The sequence below is a fragment of the Pseudoalteromonas piscicida genome, assembly GCF_002208135.1.
Taxonomy (GTDB): Bacteria; Pseudomonadota; Gammaproteobacteria; order Enterobacterales; family Alteromonadaceae; genus Pseudoalteromonas; species Pseudoalteromonas piscicida_A.
In genome coordinates, this window is the sequence record NZ_CP021646.1 from 789,692 (window position 1) to 807,408 (window position 17,717).

General features: G+C 44.2%; 17 protein-coding genes. 7 read left to right on the top strand and 10 right to left on the bottom strand.

All coding sequences use genetic code 11. From position 1 onward, the window contains the following. Positions 1-21: 21 nt before the first annotated feature. The 6 genes from B1L02_RS03740 to B1L02_RS03765 all read right to left on the bottom strand — a co-directional run bounded on the left by B1L02_RS03740 (position 22) and on the right by B1L02_RS03765 (position 5,894). Complete coding sequence (locus B1L02_RS03740; protein WP_088529971.1) at positions 22-711, bottom strand: PspA/IM30 family protein; 690 nt, start codon at positions 709-711, stop codon at positions 22-24. A 15-nt stretch (positions 712-726) separates the two neighbouring features. Beyond that, positions 727-1,140, bottom strand: a complete 414-nt coding sequence (locus tag B1L02_RS03745) for a DUF2170 family protein (RefSeq protein ID WP_010371994.1) — start codon at positions 1,138-1,140, stop codon at positions 727-729. 80 nt (positions 1,141-1,220) lie between these two features. Then, the gene (locus B1L02_RS03750) at positions 1,221-2,873 is read right to left on the bottom strand and encodes a polyamine aminopropyltransferase (RefSeq protein ID WP_232003178.1); all 1,653 of its coding nucleotides are present in this window, start codon (positions 2,871-2,873) and stop codon (positions 1,221-1,223) included. A gap of 87 nt (positions 2,874-2,960) precedes the next feature. After that, entirely contained in the window at positions 2,961-3,860 is a 900-nt protein-coding gene (locus B1L02_RS03755; protein WP_088529973.1) for a DUF350 domain-containing protein, read from the bottom strand. A 23-nt stretch (positions 3,861-3,883) separates the two neighbouring features. Next, positions 3,884-4,822 (bottom strand): hypothetical protein, encoded by a 939-nt coding sequence (locus tag B1L02_RS03760; RefSeq protein ID WP_088529974.1) that lies wholly within the window; start codon positions 4,820-4,822, stop codon positions 3,884-3,886. 289 nt (positions 4,823-5,111) lie between these two features. Then, positions 5,112-5,894: a sporulation protein gene (locus B1L02_RS03765; RefSeq protein WP_088529975.1), complete on the bottom strand. Its 783-nt coding sequence runs from the start codon at positions 5,892-5,894 to the stop codon at positions 5,112-5,114. A gap of 287 nt (positions 5,895-6,181) precedes the next feature. Between B1L02_RS03765 and B1L02_RS03770 the strand changes: the two genes are divergently transcribed. Further along, positions 6,182-7,123 (top strand): sensor domain-containing diguanylate cyclase, encoded by a 942-nt coding sequence (locus tag B1L02_RS03770; RefSeq protein WP_223191933.1) that lies wholly within the window; start codon positions 6,182-6,184, stop codon positions 7,121-7,123. A 273-nt stretch (positions 7,124-7,396) separates the two neighbouring features. Then, positions 7,397-8,755, top strand: coding sequence for a molecular chaperone (yegD, locus tag B1L02_RS03775; RefSeq protein ID WP_088529977.1), 1,359 nt, complete (start codon positions 7,397-7,399; stop codon positions 8,753-8,755). A 55-nt stretch (positions 8,756-8,810) separates the two neighbouring features. Here the strand turns inward: yegD and B1L02_RS03780 are convergent, their stop codons facing one another. From B1L02_RS03780 to B1L02_RS03790, 3 genes are read right to left on the bottom strand one after another with little or no spacing between them, the layout of a single operon-like run. Continuing rightward, on the bottom strand, positions 8,811-9,269 hold the full coding sequence (locus tag B1L02_RS03780) for a methylglyoxal synthase (protein ID WP_010371978.1): 459 nt from the start codon (positions 9,267-9,269) through the stop codon (positions 8,811-8,813). A 28-nt stretch (positions 9,270-9,297) separates the two neighbouring features. Next, entirely contained in the window at positions 9,298-9,933 is a 636-nt protein-coding gene (locus B1L02_RS03785; protein WP_088529978.1) for a LysE family translocator, read from the bottom strand. A 7-nt stretch (positions 9,934-9,940) separates the two neighbouring features. Then, complete coding sequence (locus B1L02_RS03790) at positions 9,941-10,624, bottom strand: XRE family transcriptional regulator (protein ID WP_010371973.1); 684 nt, start codon at positions 10,622-10,624, stop codon at positions 9,941-9,943. Between the two features lie 227 nt (positions 10,625-10,851). On the opposite strand from B1L02_RS03790, the gene B1L02_RS03795 reads away from it, so the two are divergent. Beyond that, positions 10,852-11,106, top strand: coding sequence for a helix-turn-helix domain-containing protein (locus B1L02_RS03795; protein ID WP_010371972.1), 255 nt, complete (start codon positions 10,852-10,854; stop codon positions 11,104-11,106). Positions 11,107-11,177: 71 nt separating this feature from the next. Here B1L02_RS03795 and putA read toward each other — a convergent pair whose 3' ends face one another. After that, a complete protein-coding gene (gene putA, locus B1L02_RS03800; RefSeq protein WP_088529979.1) occupies positions 11,178-14,981 on the bottom strand; it encodes a bifunctional proline dehydrogenase/L-glutamate gamma-semialdehyde dehydrogenase PutA in 3,804 nt (1,267 codons plus the stop codon). Positions 14,982-15,387: 406 nt separating this feature from the next. On the opposite strand from putA, the gene B1L02_RS03805 reads away from it, so the two are divergent. Genes B1L02_RS03805 through B1L02_RS03820 form a run of 4 tightly spaced genes read left to right on the top strand, consistent with a single transcriptional unit; the run spans position 15,388 to position 17,708 of the window. Then, the gene (locus B1L02_RS03805; protein WP_010371968.1) at positions 15,388-15,876 is read left to right on the top strand and encodes a winged helix-turn-helix transcriptional regulator; all 489 of its coding nucleotides are present in this window, start codon (positions 15,388-15,390) and stop codon (positions 15,874-15,876) included. Between the two features lie 27 nt (positions 15,877-15,903). Then, positions 15,904-16,650 carry an SDR family oxidoreductase gene (locus B1L02_RS03810; RefSeq protein WP_088529980.1) on the top strand — a complete coding sequence of 249 codons (747 nt, stop codon included), beginning with the start codon at positions 15,904-15,906 and terminating at the stop codon, positions 16,648-16,650. 6 nt (positions 16,651-16,656) lie between these two features. Beyond that, positions 16,657-17,106 (top strand): adenylyltransferase/cytidyltransferase family protein, encoded by a 450-nt coding sequence (locus B1L02_RS03815; RefSeq protein WP_010371961.1) that lies wholly within the window; start codon positions 16,657-16,659, stop codon positions 17,104-17,106. Then, positions 17,103-17,708, top strand: coding sequence for an SDR family NAD(P)-dependent oxidoreductase (locus B1L02_RS03820; protein ID WP_088529981.1), 606 nt, complete (start codon positions 17,103-17,105; stop codon positions 17,706-17,708). Before B1L02_RS03815 ends, B1L02_RS03820 begins: the two co-directional genes overlap by 4 nt. Positions 17,709-17,717: the final 9 nt, after the last annotated feature.

A 17,717-nucleotide genomic window follows, 5' to 3' on the forward strand; every position in this document is an offset into this window, starting at 1 on the left:
CTTTTTCTAATTCGGCAAATATTAGTTGCTTTGTTTAGCTCTAATACGTTCAAGAATATCATTACTCTTTTGCGTAGAGCCAATTCCTGCTTCAGCCATTTTGGCTTTTAGATCTGCACCCGTTGTAGCGGCTTCAAGCTCTTTTGCCGCAGCCAGTTGATCTTGCCTATCTTGCTGGCGTTGCTTGATACGCTCAAGTGACTGACGTGCATTTACCATAGATGACGCATTGGTATTTAGCGTGCTGTTTACTGCCATGGTTGCTTTTTGAACGCTATCTGTGGTTTTTACCATTGTCAGCTGGCGTTGGTTTTCTTTAATCGTTTTTTCAGCTTCTTTGATTTGCTGTTTTAACAGGATCACATGTTTACTAAAGCCGTCTAGCACTTGCTGATGCTCTGCACGCTCAACTTCAAATTCACCGATTTTCTCTGCGATTTCTACCGCTAAAGCTTCGTTCCCTTTTTCGAGCGCTTGTCCAGCATAGTTTTCATGCTCGATAATGCTTTCTTCAAGTGCAGCTAACTTGCGTTTTGTCTGCATCTCTTTCGCCATTACTTCAGTTAAGCTCTTTTTGGCTTTGGCTAACGCGTTTTGTGCGTCAGCAATTTCTTGCTCAAAAATACGAATGCCATTTGCATCAACAATTGACTCACCAACTTCTCTAGCGCCACCACGAACAGCAGTAAATAATTTCTTTAAAATACTCATTTCACAACTCCAATATTACTCATTCAAATACACAGTCACTGCATCTAATGCTTCGATTGCATTGTCCGCGAGCGTGACCAGTTCGTGCGTGATCTCATCAATTGAGGAGGAAACGGCTAGAGCACCAAATATGGCATACTGCTCATCAATTTTAGCAAACGCACTCAGCGGGATCGGCACATTCAGTTTTAATAGTGCTTCGTTTAACTCGTTTAGCAACTCAGGCTTTACCTCATTCTCTTTAAATAGGTAACTAATGCATACAAGTTGTTCTTCAGTCTGAGTCACAAAAATTGGTAATTCGTCATTTCCGTCAACAATCACTTGCAATACATCTTGCTCGCCTTCATTGGCGATTAAGAATGATTCGAAGTTAGCACCTTCTGTTTCAAATGATGCTAATTTGATTGATAGTTCATTTAATTCCATCTTCATTTACCTTTTTGTTTTGACATATTATGTCTGAGTTAAGAGTTGCACGTAAGACATAATATGTCAATGGCCGTGCGCTAATTTTTATACAACTCATCTTCTGTTTGCCATGCTTGACGATAATAATCGTATAGTCTGCCCGTTCCTAACTGGTTGACTTCAATATCTTTTGCTCCGTCAAAAAAGCGATTTGGGAAAGCGAAAGTAGCAAGTAAATACTCTTTATTTATCCAGTTACTTGGGACTGGTAAAGACTCGACCGACCGGATCCTAGCACTTGCAGGTTGCCCTGTTCTCGTTGCGATTGTCCATCCCCACTGGCCAAAAGAGGGAATATTCTGTTGGTATTGCTCAACATGCGTAAACCCGGCATGTTTTACCGTTTTAGCTATGCTAATAAACGCTTTTTTGGCGTGATAGGGAGACGTTGACTGAATCGCGAGTGCACCATCGGGTGCTAGTAACTGACGCACATGATTATAAAAGTAGTCGCTATATAGCTTATTTAAATCGGGATGGTTTGGGTCGGGTAAGTCGATAATGATAGTGTCAAATTGTCGGCCCTGATCAAGCATTTTTTCTACTTCTAAAAATGCATCTGCAACGATAACCGTGGCTCTTGGGTCGTTTAAGGCGTTGCCATTCAAGCGGGTTAATTGACTAGTGATGTGCGGTCTAGCAGGGTAGGGTTGTCCTTGCAGTCCAAATAATGAAAGTAGCTGCCCATCCAAATCGATCAAGGTTGCATTTTCCACAGGCCATTCCAGTACATCTCGAAGTGCCAAGCCATCTCCGCCGCCAATGATTAATACCTTTTCGCGACGGTTGGATGCCAGCATAGCAGGATAAACGAGCATAGTGTGATAGATCTGTTCATCAACAGATGAAAACTGTAATCGACCATTTAAGAATAAGTCGTTAATTGGCATCGGTTGTGCGCGGCTTAATCGCTCGGTGATGACAACATGTTGGTACTTCGTTGATTCTGAATAGATCACTTTGTCTTTGTAAAGCACATTGCTGAGGTCTTTCATCCAATTGGAGCCGTGGCTCAGAATAACGAAAAAAACTCCCAATAGGACAAAGTGACACGCGAATAATAACTTAGCGAAACGGACATGAACATGGTAGCGCCATAGGAAGATAAGTCCTGCAATGATATTAAATAGCGCAGTCCACGCTGCTGCTTGCATTATTGGCAGCGCAAGCATAATCGTGACCCAAATGGCAGCACCAACACCTGCACCGATATAATCTGCACCGTAAATGGTACCTGCGTTATTTTCAAGGAAGCGGCCATACACTTGTTGACGGATCCTAGCAATCAGCGGAATTTCCATGCCAATTAAAATGCCTAGAATGAGGCCGAAAACATAAGGTAAAAATCGGGCAAATGCTTGTAATTGCGCAAATGGTATGCCATCTAAGATACTATCGGGAGGCAAGCTGTAAAGGCTAGAAAGTGTATGGGGTAGGGTATAGGTAAGTGCAATAACACTGGCGATCACCAAAATACTGCTCATGCCGAGTAGCGCAATTAGGCTTTCAAGCCATGCAAAAGCGGTAAAAGGATCTTTGAACCAGCGTGCTAAAAATGCGCCAATGCCCATGGCCACGATCATAGTGCCTATCATGGCATAAATCGCGCTTTCTACAGAGCCTAAAACGCGACCAGCATAATGAGAGAGTAAATATTCGTAGATTAGGCCGCAACCGGCCAAAATGGCCATGACGCCAATAAGTAGGGTGTCGTGACCAAACAACGACCAGTTGCCGGTCACTCTTGCTGAAGTTTGTGGTGCAGATGCGCTCAAGGGTTATGCACCTAACAAACTTGCCATAGTCGTACCAATCGCAAAAGAAAGCGCGGCTGAGACTGCAGCAACACCAACATTCTTTTGTCTGTTCACTTCATCGGAAATATCTTTACCTGCCAGAATAATTTTTATCATGACGAGGTGTAAGACGATGAAAAGCACAATGCTACCCAGTGCTGCAATACTCCAGTAAAGTAGGCTTGAGTTAATATTGTCAGCTACATACGGCGCTAAACCGGACGCTGCAGTCAGTGCCAGAGCCGAGCCGATTAAAAAGCCCGCGTAGCGGATCCCAACCGCGATATTGTTGTCTTTGATTGCCTGCTGTAAACAGTCGCCACTTTTGTTGGTGCGCTTGAATAGTTGTACTCGGTATTGGCTCACAAGGAGCATACAAATATTACCAATAATGAAGGCTGCAACCACAATAGGTAAGCCATACCAGCCTTCTGTGAGTACCCAAAGTAGAGCTGAGCGGATCACAATGGCAACGCTCACCACATGGCCAAAGTCAATCAGTGCTGAGGTGACATTACCTTTAACGATTTCGTCATGGAGGTTTACCTTGCGTAGCGCGACTTTGTCTTGGAAAAAGTGACCGAGCTTGATAAGGATGATACCAACGATACCATAGCCCGCCATTTGTAGCGCTTCTTGAGCTAAAGAACTGGCAAAAGCACCACTTGAAATACCTGAAATTACGATGGCCAGACCTGCTAAACCACCAGCAAAACTGAGGCCAAATGCAAAGTTGTCTTTTTCTGTGATTTCATCATTTGCATGAAGGTTAGATACCCAACCTTTGATGTATTTTAAGCTAACAAATAACGCGACGATCACCGCCATATCTATTAGCAATGCTTGAAAAGTCCAAGCTGTTAATCCGTTAAATTGGTACATGTGTTAACTCCGCTATATATGCGCTATTTGCCCCGGCTTACGCCACGGGAGGTTCTACTTGAGCTATTGCGAACAGAGCCGTAGCTTGATGTTCGAGAATAGCTGCTTCGAGTTACTGCTGATGGGGTGTTACTACTTCGGCTTAACCCTGACGCGCCAGACTTTTTCTTGGCATAGGGACTGGTAAACTGTTTGCCCTGTCGCTGATAAGATTGTTGAGTACGCTTGGCGAGCTCGGTCTGGCGTTTGTAGCTTTTATAGCTTGTGTATCTATGTCGACCATAGTCGCTGTAATAACTGTATTTGCGGTGTTTACTCCAGCGGCCATACTCCACATCACCAACAATATCTCCAAGCATGCGATACATGCCGTACCACATCCAAAAGCTAGTGCCGTTTGAGTTGGTCTGCCATTCGCCATAATTGGCATTACCAACAAGCTGGTTACCGACTCCGGTCTGACCATTTGCCGTTTGTTCCGCTTGCTGACTGATTGCGCCGACTCGCGCTAGCTTCCCATCTGACATATCAGCTAAAACATTGATTGGATCTGTCAGCGCATCATTGAACAAACTGATTGAAGCGGCTTCTTTTAACAACACTGCTTGGTTGATAATGTCGTCGCTGTTCATGCTTGATGCGGGGGATTTGAGGGACTGATAACGAGTCAATAAACTCTGATATAAGGTCCCACTGCTTGTTGCGTCTTGGGAAATAATTTGCGCAATTTCACTGAGCTGAGGTTTTTGCTGACTAAGTACTTTGCCATACTCAGTCAAAAGGTTGGCATTTCTCACCTGCTTTTTATCAAGGGCGGTTCCCAGCGTATTTATCGCTGTTGAAGCTTCTTGAAGTGTATGTGTAATGGTTTGCTGGATACGTTCTTCTTTCGATTCGCAGCCCAGCATTAGACTCAAAACACACAGTAGGCTAACCAGTTTCCAAATTCTAAAGTTGGACATTCATTGTCACCTAATCTACCTTGACCATTCGTTTTAATGTGCTGTTTTATTGAGCTTAAGTCAACTCAAACGTGCCTTAATTGGCATGTTGAAGAGGCTTAAATTGTAACAATAAATCAGTCTAGAGAGTTATTATCTATACACCTCAACGCTTGTCTTGGGATAAGTCACTGCGTTAGGTGAATTGAAATAATAATAGAGTTTGTTCATATAGAAGTTGCATTCGTATGAGTGCAACGATCAGCAAAGCATCAATATAAATCTATCGATACTACAAGGTTAATGTACCTTAGCAGTTTGCCTCTAAAATGTCATGGATAGCATCTTCTAGGTCTTCTAAGTCGGCTTCATCTATCAGCAATCTGGCTTTTGACTCATCAAGGTCTAGCGCCTCCGCGAAGAAACCTTTAAAGCCTCGCGCTTTGCGATCAATCTCAAAGATGATTTCTAGTTGCTCGCCGCGATTGAAGAAAACCACTTCTACTTCATCAAAGCGACCATGGAAGTCACCGGTAATCGTTTTAAATTCTAGTTCTTGTACGAATGGGAGGCGTGAGAATGACACTTCATCAATGCCTTCACAGTCTGACTCATAGAGTTTAAAACCAAGCGCTTCCATCGCATCGATCGCCGCTTGTTGTAGCTCGGTAGGAACGATGTGTAAATAGTCCCTATCTGACTTGTCGAGCGCCATATCAATATCAAGGTTTGTAGCAATCCAAGTTTTAGATTGTCCAACAGTAAGCGGTGTTTCTTCAGCGAGGTTAAGCGCGAATGGAATGTGTTTTTCATCACCGGGTTCGATAGTAAATCGTTCGTTGATTTGAAATTTAGCAAGGGTGTGGTTTTTAGTGATGGTGGTTGTTTCACCTTCACTGTCCTCTCTTTCAACCGTGTAGTTGCACATTACGTTAAGATCTATTTTGTTGATCTCTTGAGTAACTTTGCCACCGATGATTTTAACCGTTCCAGAAATTTCTTCGCCAGGGGAGGCATGATGGGTCTCTAAGATGGTATCTACTTTTGCTGCACCGATACCGACTGCGCCAAGGGCTTTTTTGAAAAAAGACATAGTCATCCTTATATATCTTGTGGCCTTCCATCATGGAAAGCGTTGCCGTGTCGATTATAGGAATTATTATTCATTCGTCAATTGCTTTTCTTCTTCGAAGCCAATGACTTGAAAATATTTTTTATGATGTAGTCGGTAATTAGCCATAATTCACAAAATTGGTATATTATTTTTATAACGATAGCCGTAGATAAGCTGTGTTCATTGGCATGTTTCAAATTGCAAAGTTCAAGTTTATAGAATTATGGAACAGGATGTTGCAACGCCTTATGGTCAAGGACCGTCGTATGGCCCGTACTCAAGCTTTGGCGCAACCGAGCTATGAGGAATTGGCGTCGACATTAAGTGCGATGCCGGACTTGATGTTTGAACTGGATGAAGAGGGACGACACTGGGACGCTAGAATACTCCGGCCCGAGTTGTTAGTTGCCCCCGCGGAACAGTTGATTGGCCATACGGTGGCTGAGGTGATGCCAGAGCAAGCCGCTAAGATAGTGATGCAGGCATTACGGGAAGCAAAAGTTAACGGCTATTCTCACGGTAGCCATATACACTTGCCTACACCCGTTGGTGAGCGTTGGTTTGAAGTTTCTATTGCTCGTAAGGTTGCGACCGCAAGTGACAACCACATGGAAACACGCTTTATCGTTTTATCTCGGGATATCAATGACCGTAAGCTGGAATATCTTGAAGCCGAGAAACTAGCGTATCATGACCAATTAACCGAATTACCTAATCGCCATATTCTCCAGCATGGATTAGTGGAGCAGCTCCATGTCCAGCATCAGCTTGGTAGTTTTAGCGCAATCTTGTTTTTGGACCTTGATGATTTTAAAAAAGTGAATGACTTGCATGGCCACCATGTGGGTGATCAGTTACTTAAGGCGGTTGCCCAGCGTTTGTGTGCTAGCGTACGCCAAGATGATGTGGTGATCCGTTGGGGAGGCGATGAATTTGTGATTTTAATCACTCATTTATCTCCACAACAGCCTCAAGCCGAATCTCATGTGGTTGGGATCTGCCAGCAAATAATCAACAAGGTCGATAAACCATATCTCTTAGAAGGCAATAAGTTAAGTTGTCGGATTAGTATCGGCGTCAGTCTGTTTAATAACCTCGACATCGAGACTGGGATCCAACAGGCAGATTCCGCTATGTATCAAGCTAAGCAATCTAACAGTGTGCGCTTTGCTTTTCACAACAAGCCAATTAAGGATGTGGGAACCTAGATAAATTCATCTGACAATAACGACAACCATGATACACTTCGCGACTTTTCAGCAGTTTGAGGTAGAGAATGAAAGTCGGGTTTGATTACGGAAGTTCTCATTGTGCAATGCCTAGAGTGTCATGCAAAATGGTGGAGACTGAGATCCAACAGGCGTATTTCGCTATGCTTCTCGCAATAAGCCTATTAATGGTGCTGTAAGCTAGATAAATTCATCTGACAATAACGACAACCATGATACACTTCGCGACTTTTCAGCTGTTTGAGGTAGAGAATGAAAGTCGGGTTTGATTACGGAAGTTCTAATTGTGCGATGGGTGTCATGCAAAATGGTGAAGTGGACTTACTGCGTCTCGAGCAAGATAAATATTACCTGCCTTCGACTATGTATGCGATGCACAATGCGTTAATTCCTGCATTTGTTAATCGTCATCTCAATGAGCCAGATCCAGTCTACACGCAGTCTCGCCAAGGGCTGCTAACGGTAGCACAGCAAGCTAAGCGCGATCTTGATTTAGAAGCACATGAAGCGGGCGTTTTTTTTGGTCAAGCGGCAATTTCTGAGTATATCGAATTTCCCGAGGAAGGGTTTTTTGTAAAATCACCCAAATCCTTCTTTGGGGCGGTTGGGCTTAAACCTCAACAAATCGCCTTCTTTGAAGATATTGCAGCGGCGATGATGATGGAGATTAAGCGTCGTGCCGAGTCGCAGCTGCAACAGTCCATTACCGACACTGTGATTGGTCGACCTGTTAATTTTCAGTCCGTCGGTGGAGAAGAAAGTAATCAGCAAGCGGTTAATATTCTTACCACCGCAGCAAAAAGAGCTGGGTTTAAGGAAGTGGATTTTCTCTTCGAACCACTTGCTGCGGGGATTGAGTACGAAAGCCGTCTTCAGCAAGATAAACTTGTGCTGGTGGTTGATATCGGCGGTGGTACTAGCGATTGTTCGTTTGTACGAATGGGGCCAAGTTATCGCAATAATACACAGCGTCAGCAAGACTTTTTAGCGCATACGGGTAAACGTATCGGTGGTAACGACTTAGATATTGCGCTTGCTTATCACCAATTAATGCCGTTGTGTGGTCTAGGCTCTAACATGAGCTCAGGTTTGCCAATGCCTAGTCAACTGTATTGGCAGGCATGTAAAATCAATGATATTCAGTCTCAACTAGACTTCTACAGTGATAAATTAGCGCGAGAATTACAAAGCATGTTGCGAGATGTCGCCGAGCCGCAAAAGCTGGCGCGTTTACTTCATATTCAGCAGAACAAACTTACCCATCAAGTGGTTCGTGAAGGTGAACTTGGCAAGATAGCACTCTCTGAGCAAGCAAAGTTTAATGCCGATCTTGGTTTTATTGAGCCACAACTCACCTCTGAATTCACGCAGCAAGATTTTGCAGAATCGGTGATGTCGAACTTAGAACAGATGGGCACACTTGCAAAAGAAGCTATCCATCAAGCAGGGTCAAAACCTGATGTGATCTATCTAACTGGCGGTAGCGCACAATCACCACTGCTCAAAGCAACGCTTGCGCAGCAAATTGGTGATATCGAAATGGTGAACGGGGATAACTTTGGTAGTGTTACTGCAGGCTTGACTAAGTGGGCGGATAAACTATTTAAGTAATCGAAGTCATCAACAGAGAAGCGGTCACAATCCGCTTCTATCTACATCTATATTATCAATCTAAGCGACTAGCAAGGTACTGCTCATAATCAGGTAAATGTCTTGCGATTGGCTGGCTCATTTTATCGCACGCCATCAGTAAATCTGCTGTCGCTTCATTACAGGCGACGGGAATATTCCAAACAGCTGCGAGTCTCAACAGTGCTTTTACATCCGGATCGTGAGGTTGTGACGCGAGCGGATCCCAAAAGAAAATCAAGACATGAACATCCTGCTCCGCGATTTTTGCACCAATTTGCTGGTCGCCACCCATTGGGCCACTAAACAGCTTAGTGACTTCTAAACCGGTATGCTTTTCTATCAGATTACCCGTTGTGCCCGTAGCGTAAAGCTTGTGCTGTTTTAGGCTATCTAAGTGAGTCTGACACCACTCAAGTAGGGCTGGTTTCATGCCATCGTGTGCAACCAAAGCAATATGCTTTTTAGCTGGCAGTGGCTGTGAACGTTTTTGCATGTGTACTGCTCCTATTTTGCGTGACTGTTTAGAGTAATAAGTTGACTGCCAATGCAATAAAAATTAAGCCTGAAATTCGATCAATCCACACCGGTGCTGCGGGATGCTGCCTAAAATAGCCTGCGATTTTATCACCACCGTAGATGTACATGCAGTCGATGGGAAAAGCTAAAATAGGATAAAGTAAGCCAAACATGGCCAGTTGCATCGTTGTCGAGGTCGCCAAGCTACTATCGACAAACTGAGGAATAAAAGCAATAAAAAACAGGGCGACTTTGGGATTTAAGACTTCCGTCATCATGGCTTGGAACATCACGTTTTTAGGCTTTTTGGTGCTCACGTGTGGTTTTTCCTCGCAAGCTATCTGCCCCTTCCCAAGCGTCTCTTTGATAGTCATTACACCTAGATAAGCTAAGTAAGCTGCGCCGAGGTATTGCACTGTGGTATAGGCGGTCTCTGAGGCTTTTAGGAGTGCCGATAAGCCGACAACGGCAAAGAGTGTGTGGATCACCCCACCGAGTGCAAAGCCTAATGCGCTTTGCATGCCAGCAGCGCGGCCATTAGTAAAGGTCTGCGCCATTAAAAACGCATTGGATGGGCCCGGTGCCACGGCAATTACAGTGCTGGCGATTAAAAAAGAGAATAAGTATTCAAGATTTAGCATCGTATTATTAAATTAGATCTTTACCAATCCATACCACTTTACCGAGAATTTCCAGCTGCTCCAATTCATTCGGCATCACAACTTGTTCCCGGTATTCTTTATTATCGCTAATCAAGCGTACTGAGCCATCAAAGTTTTGTTGTAAGCGCTTGGCATAAAGCTCCTCACCAAGGCGGACAACATAGATCAGGCCTTCGCTTAACTTTTTATCCGATAAATCCACTAAAATTGTATTGTTATTGTGAATAGTGGGTTCCATAGAGTCGCCTTTGGCAAATACCACGACCAGCTGTGACTTATCTAGATTTTTAAATTCAATCCACTTTTTTCTAAATGCAAGGTAGCGCGCAACCTCGGCACTTTGGTTAAATGCACCATAACCCGTGCTGACAGACACATGGTAGCCAGGCACAACAACAAAGTCCTCATTGAAGTCTTCCAAGGTAATACTTTGCTGGATGATTGGTGATTCGGTTTTGCAATCAAGTGGGATCCCCGTAACGAGCCACATCAAATCTACATTGGCCTGTTTAGCAATGCGTTCAATCACACTGAGTTTTGGGTCTTCCCCTTTTAATATTCTGCGCAGCGTCCCTTCAGATACATCAATTTTTAACGCAAAAGCTCTAATACTGTCCGGCTTGATCGCATATTCTACGCGCTCCGCTAGGCTCATGAGACTTTGTTCCATGCGTTGCCTCTTAAATAATGATACGTGTGCGTCATTATATGGGCTATTTTTTGCGAAGTAAAATCATTTTTGACGCAAAAAAGATCCAGTTTTTCGTTGTAATGCGTAAAAAATAGATCTATTATCTTCATTAAATTACGCAGTGAATGCATTTAGTCAGTGAGTGCGTAAATAAGTGATTTTTCTAAACGTCATATATTTGCGCAATTTTTTAAGGAATGAGTGTGATGTTAATGAGCCAACCTTTAATTTCTGAACGCGCGCCGCTTGGCGCTGCCATACTTAGATTTGCACGTAAAAGTCGCGGTTTTACTCAAGCTGAATCAGCCGCAAGCTATGGTATAGAGGAGCGAACATTAAGGCGCTGGGAGAATAACGAATACAACCCTAAATGGAATGATGTGATTGCTTTGGTTGAAGATGTTTATTTAATGGACATTGTTAATGTCATTGTGGGATTAAGGACATCAAGCGCTGCGTAAAAAATTAAAGCCAGCTTGCGCTGGCTTAGTTCGATAAAGTCGCTATGCCTAGCATAGCGACTTATATTCTCTTACTCTTCGTCTTCAACAAGCGTCATCAGTGAAGTGTTACCACCAGAAGCTGTGGTATCGATACTGATGGTTTTCTCAGTCACAAGACGGTTGATAAGCGTATCATAGTACTCTGCACTGATCACAGGCAGGATAGCACCTTTACGCTCTGCAAGTTGCTGTGAGAAGTAACCAAGGCGTGAAGAGCGCGCAGCCACAACAGCACCTGCAAGGTGAGGGTGTGCCAAAATCGCTTGAAGCTGGTTTTGCTTCGCTACTTGGAATACGCCTTCAGCAACGCCAGTTGAGATAAACTTATCTCTAAATGCCAATGCTTCTTCATAGAATAAGTCAGAGGCTACTGTGATCACTGTGTTACCTGCAGCAAGTGCTGTGATAATTGAAATCGCCCAGAAGTTGAACGAAGTACTCTTATCGGCATATACCACAACACAACCACGCGCTTCTAAGTGCAGCGTGTTCGACTCACCCGTTGGCCCTGGTAGCGTGGTGTAAGTACGCATACGCTTTTCTAAGCGGTTTAGCTGAGCACGCGCATCAGAAAGCGTTAACGACAAATCATCTGCCAGCTCGTCAATGATGTCTACTGTTGCCACTTTAGCAAGTAGCTGGCGCACTGCAGAAACACGGTCATTAAGTGCGGTACGACGCCAGATCTTCTCATCACGCTTAGAGTTTTGCATCAGTTTTTCAACTTGCTCAACCGCGCCTGGGAAGTGGTGGATTTCTAGCTCATCAGGTGTGAGATCTGTCATTTGGACGTTGTCTGGTGATGCCTTTTCTTTCACAAGGCGAACTAGATAGTTTGGACCACCTGCTTTTGGACCTGTACCAGATAGGCCACGACCACCAAATGGTTGTACACCAACGATCGCGCCAATCATGTTACGGTTCACATAGACGTTACCCGCACGCGACATCTTAGCTAGGTATTCGCAGCGCTCTTCGATACGTGAATGAACGCCCATGGTCAGACCGTAGCCTGTGCCATTGATTTGGTCGATCACATTATCAAGCTCGTCTGCCTTGAAGCGTACCACGTGGACTACCGGACCGAATACTTCACGCTTAAGCACAGATAGGTCAGCAATTTCGTATAGGCGAGGGGCGAAGAAATAAGCGCCGTTCTCGCTGTTATCAGGGATCTTAGCTTCGAATAGTAGCTTGCCGTTCGACTTCATGTATTCAACGTGCTTAGTCAAAGTGGTCAGCGCTTTTTCGTCTATTACTGGACCTACGTCGGTAGATAGTAGCGATGGGTCGCCAATATGTAACTCTTTAAGTGCGCCTTGGAGCATTTCAATAATACCGTCAGCAACATCGTCTTGTAAGAACAACACGCGAAGTGCTGAACAGCGTTGGCCCGCACTTTGGAAACCTGAAGAAATAACATCGTCAACCACTTGCTCTGGTAATGCCGTTGAGTCAACGATCATACAGTTTTGACCACCAGTTTCTGCGATCAGAGGAACTTGAATGTCGTTACGCTCAGCAAGAATTTGCGAGATAAGCGTACCTGTCTCTGTTGAACCTGTGAACATAACCGCTTGGATACGCTCGTCAGGCACAATGTGTTTACCCACTTCGCTACCGCGTGCGATAACAGGCTGTACAACGTGCTCAGGTAAACCAACGGTATGCATTAATTCGATACAACGCAGTGCAATCATACTGGTTTGTTCAGCTGGCTTTGCAATAACGGTATTACCCGTCACGATAGCGGCAGCTACCTGACCTAAGAAGATCGCAAGAGGGAAGTTCCACGGGCTGATACATAAAATTACGCCACGGGCTTCAAAGCGCTCATCTTTAGAAAGCTCTTCTGCACGTGCTGCATAGTAGCGACAGAAGTCAACGGCTTCACGTACTTCATCGATGCTGTCTTGGGTTACTTTACCTGCTTCTTTAATACAGATAGCAACGAGTTCGTCATGGTGACGCTCAAGGATGTCAGCAGTACGGCGTAGTAGGTTTGCACGCTCTTCAACAGAGGTTTGTGACCAACTTTCAAAAGCCGCATCGGCATTGGTAAGTACGCTTTGCATGTGTGCTTCATCGTGTAAAGGCACAGATCCAATCACTTGTTTGTGGTTCGCAGGGTTACGAACCGCAAGGTGACCCTCTGGTACTTGGCTTTCATCGATTAGGTGTTCGTTAAACCAGTTGTCTAGGTTTTCTTTAAACGGTGTTAAATCGTTGATGTCCGTTAGGTCTTTACCTTTTGAGTTTGGACGCTCATCGCCATAAAGCTCGATAGGGAGTTTAATCTGCGTATTGTAACGGTTACGTAGGCCTTGCAGTGTTTCTACAGGATCAGGAAGTAGTGACTCCACAGGCTTAGTGGTATCCACAATCGCGTTTACGAATGATGAGTTTGCACCATTTTCAAGTAGACGGCGTACCAGATAAGCAAGTAGGTCTTCGTGCTGACCAACTGGCGCATACACACGACACTGAATTCCTTCGTTTTCAACGATTTGGTCGTAAAGTGATTCACCCATACCGTGTAAACGTTGGAATTCGAACCCTTTGTTGTCGCCTTTGGCAACTTCTAGGATAGTTGCTGCGGTGTACGCATTATGCGTTGCAAACTGCGGGAATAACACATCGCGGGCTTCAAGTAACTTGATAGCACAGGCTTTATAAGAAACGTCAGTGGTTGCTTTACGGGTGAACACAGGGAAGTGCTCAAGACCATCTTGTTGTGTGGTTTTGATTTCTGTATCCCAATAAGCACCTTTTACTAAACGCACCATCAGTTTACGGCCTACGCGACGAGCAAGTTCTGCCACCCATTCAACAACGAAGATTGCACGCTTTTGATATGCTTGAACCGCAAGGCCAAAACCATTCCAATCGCCAAGCGCGTCGTCTGAGAATACCGCTTCAATGACATCTAATGAAATATCTAAACGGTCCGCTTCTTCTGCATCAACAGTAAAACCGATATCGTATGCTTTTGCAGCAATCGCTAGTTCTTTTAACTTAGGTACAAGCTCTTTCATCACGCGTTCACGATGCGTGAATTCGAAGCGTGGGTGAATAGCAGAAAGCTTAACCGAGATACCAGGGCTTTTAATTGGGCCACGGCCTTTCGCTGCTTTACCGATTGCGTGAATGGCGGTCATATAGCTTTGGAAGTAACGATCTGCATCTTTCATCGTACGTGCGCCTTCACCTAGCATGTCGTACGAATATACATAACCTTTTTGTTCTTTGTCAGCGGCACGATCTATAGCATCTTGAATGGTTTCACCCATTACAAACTGCTTACCCATGATCTTCATAGCATAGTTAACAGACTTACGGATAACAGGCTCACCAAGACGACCAATGGTACGCTTTAGCACGCCAAACTGTTCTTCTTTATTCTTGTCTGAGTAGTTAACCATTTTACCGGTAACGAGTAGACCCCAGCTTGAAGCATTAACAAATAACGAGTCGCTGCTGCCTAAGTGTGAACTCCAGTCGCCTTTCGCGAGCTTGTCGCGGATCAGGCTTTCTTGCGTTGCTTTGTCTGGTACACGAAGTAAAGCTTCGGCCAAACACATCAGTACCACGCCTTCTTCGGTAGAAAGAGAGAATTCATTTAAAAGCGCGTCTACACCGTTTTGACCATCTTGATCTCTACGAATGTTCAATACCATTTGACGTGCACGTTCCCATGCTCGGCTTCGAGCTGTAACGCCTACCTCGGCTAAAGGTAAAATATGATCAATTACTGCGTTCTCATCGATGCGGTAAAAATCACGGATCTTTTGTCGGATAGGACAGTTAGTTGTCAAATCGCCGTTATAAAGCATAAGCAACCCTCAAAAATTGGAGTCAAAAATACATGTAATTCGCGCCAGCCTATGGAATCACACACCTTAATGTGTAGATTACAAAACTACATCTGAACTGTTGCCAAACTAAGCAACCAAAGATTGAAAGTGTAGTTTAATTTATATAGGAAGCCTCAATTACGACAAAATGATGCAGTCACATTGCTAACCATAACACACCCATTTGGGGGTTCAAATTTTAGCCAGAATGCATAATCTAAATGTTCGAACAAAGCCGCGTTAAACACTGAAATATGCCGCTTTGCCCTTTATCGTTAATTTCGCGGGCATTCTATCGAAAAGACAGCAGAATATGCTGTTTTATTTTCAAGGAATACGGTAAATTTGCGGGTAATCTCAAACCCTCACAAAATTTTATGCTGATATGACGACTTCCATTAAAACTCGGGTATTAGATCGCATCGATTTAGCAATCTTAGACGCGCTCCAACGCAATGGTCGGATCTCTAATGTAAACTTGGCCAAAGAGGTAAACTTGAGTCCGAGTCCTTGTCTCGATCGAGTGAAAAAACTCGAGTCTGAGGGGTATATCGAAGGATATACGGCAAGATTAAATGCCGCAAAACTTGGCCAGCATTTGGTCGCGCATGTTGAGATCACCTTGAAAAGCTCGACCGAAGCAGTATTTGAGGTGTTTAAACAGCATATTGTAAAAATCCCCAACGTCGTTTCTTGTGATATGGTAGCAGGTGGCTTTGATTACTTAGTTAAGATCCGGGTGCAGGATATGCGTCAATATCGTGAGGTATTAGGTCAAATCGTTGAAATACCAGGAGTTGGTACAAATCATACCTATATGGTGATAGAACACGTCAAAGAAGACATGGGTGTAGAAGTGCTGAATTATCAGTAATCTTTGACCCAATTTAAGGAATAATAGATGCAAAAAGTGGTACTTATCACCGGTGCGAGCCGCGGGATTGGTGCGGCAACGGCTCAACTGCTGGGACAACAAGGATTTACCGTTGTGATAAATTACAAGCAGAACGTGCAAGCTGCGGAAACTGTCGCCGATACTATCCTAAGTAATAATGGTAAAGCGCATTTGTTACAAGCAGATGTCACAGACGAAAAATCTGTAGAGGCAATGTTTGACAAGATAAAGACCGATATTGGCATGGTTACGCATCTGGTCAACAACGCTGGGGTGCTGAGCACGCAAACTCGAGTGGAACACATGACCGCAGAGCGTATCAACAATATGCTTACCAATAATGTTACGCCGTATTTTATTTGTGCTCGAGAAGCAATTAAACACATGCGTTTGAGCGCTGATCCAGCACAGTGCGCGATTGTGAACGTATCGTCGGCAGCTTCTTATTTAGGTGGGGCCAATGAATATGTTGACTACGCGGCTGCAAAAGGTGCAATAGACAGCTTCACTAAAGGCCTATCTCTGGAATTAGCCGCTGAGCAGATCCGTGTGAACTGCGTAAGACCGGGCTGTATTTATACCGATATCCACGGCGACGGTGGCGAGCCAAACCGAGTTGATCGTCTAGCCGATTTTTTACCGCTGAAGCGAGGTGGAACCGCAACTGAAGTTGCCAATGCCATCGCTTGGCTTTTAAGTAACGAAGCAAGCTTTGTTACAGGAACTTTTATTGATTTAGCTGGAGGGAAATAGCAATTTATGAAAAATAAGATTGTTTATGTCTCAGGAACATTTGATTTATTTCACAGTAATCATTTAAAAATGATTAGTTATGGCCGAGGTTTAGGAGACACGTTGATCGTTGGTGTGAGCACCGATGAACTTGTTTGTTCTTATAAAAAGCCACCGGCAGTGCCATTTGAAGAGCGTTTGGCGATCATCGAAGGGTTAAGAGACCCAGATCTTGCTATTCCACAACGTACTTTAGATCATCGTGAAACGGTGAAAAATCTAAATATTGATGTGTTCGTGATTGGCGATGATTGGAAGGGAAAATATGATTATCTGAAAGAGCTTGGAGTTCAGGTATTTTACTTTCCTTATGGTGCTGGCGTCAGCTCCAGTAACTTAAAGCAAAAAATCTACGATCAGTATAAAAAGCTGATAGAGCAAAGCGACAATCATCCAATCCCAGAGCCACAGAAATGAACGTGTTAATAACGGGTGGACAGGGTGGTCTTGCCGCTTATTTAAGCGATGAATTGAAGCGCTTAGGACACGAAGTGGAAGCACCATCGCGCGCGCAGCTTGATGTCTCTAAACCAGCTGAAGTTGAGCGTTTTTTTAACGACAAATCTTATGACTGTGTAATCAATGCTGCAGGAACGCTCTACTCAAGTTTAGTCGCAGACTCTGATCCAAATCTCTGGATCCGTGACATCGAAGTCAACCTAATCGGCACTTATTTAATTTCTCGTGCTGCAATTAAAGCAAACAAAGCGGTACATTTGATCAATGTGGCGTCGACGGCGGCATTTAACAGTTACAAAGATTGGACGTCTTATTGCGCTGCGAAAGCGGGTGTGGTGACCTTATCTAAAGGTCTTCACAAAGACGGCTACAAAATAACAGTACTGTGTCCCGGGGCAATAGATACTAAGCTGCGCGATGGTCTTACTATCAATAATCCCAATGTGATGAGCATACCACAAGGTGCTGCGCCAATCTTAGAGGCTGTAACTACACCACAGCACATCGGTAAGCTGTTTTTTTATCGCCTGAATGAAAGTCGTAGCGAGTCGCTTGATTAGACTGTTTTG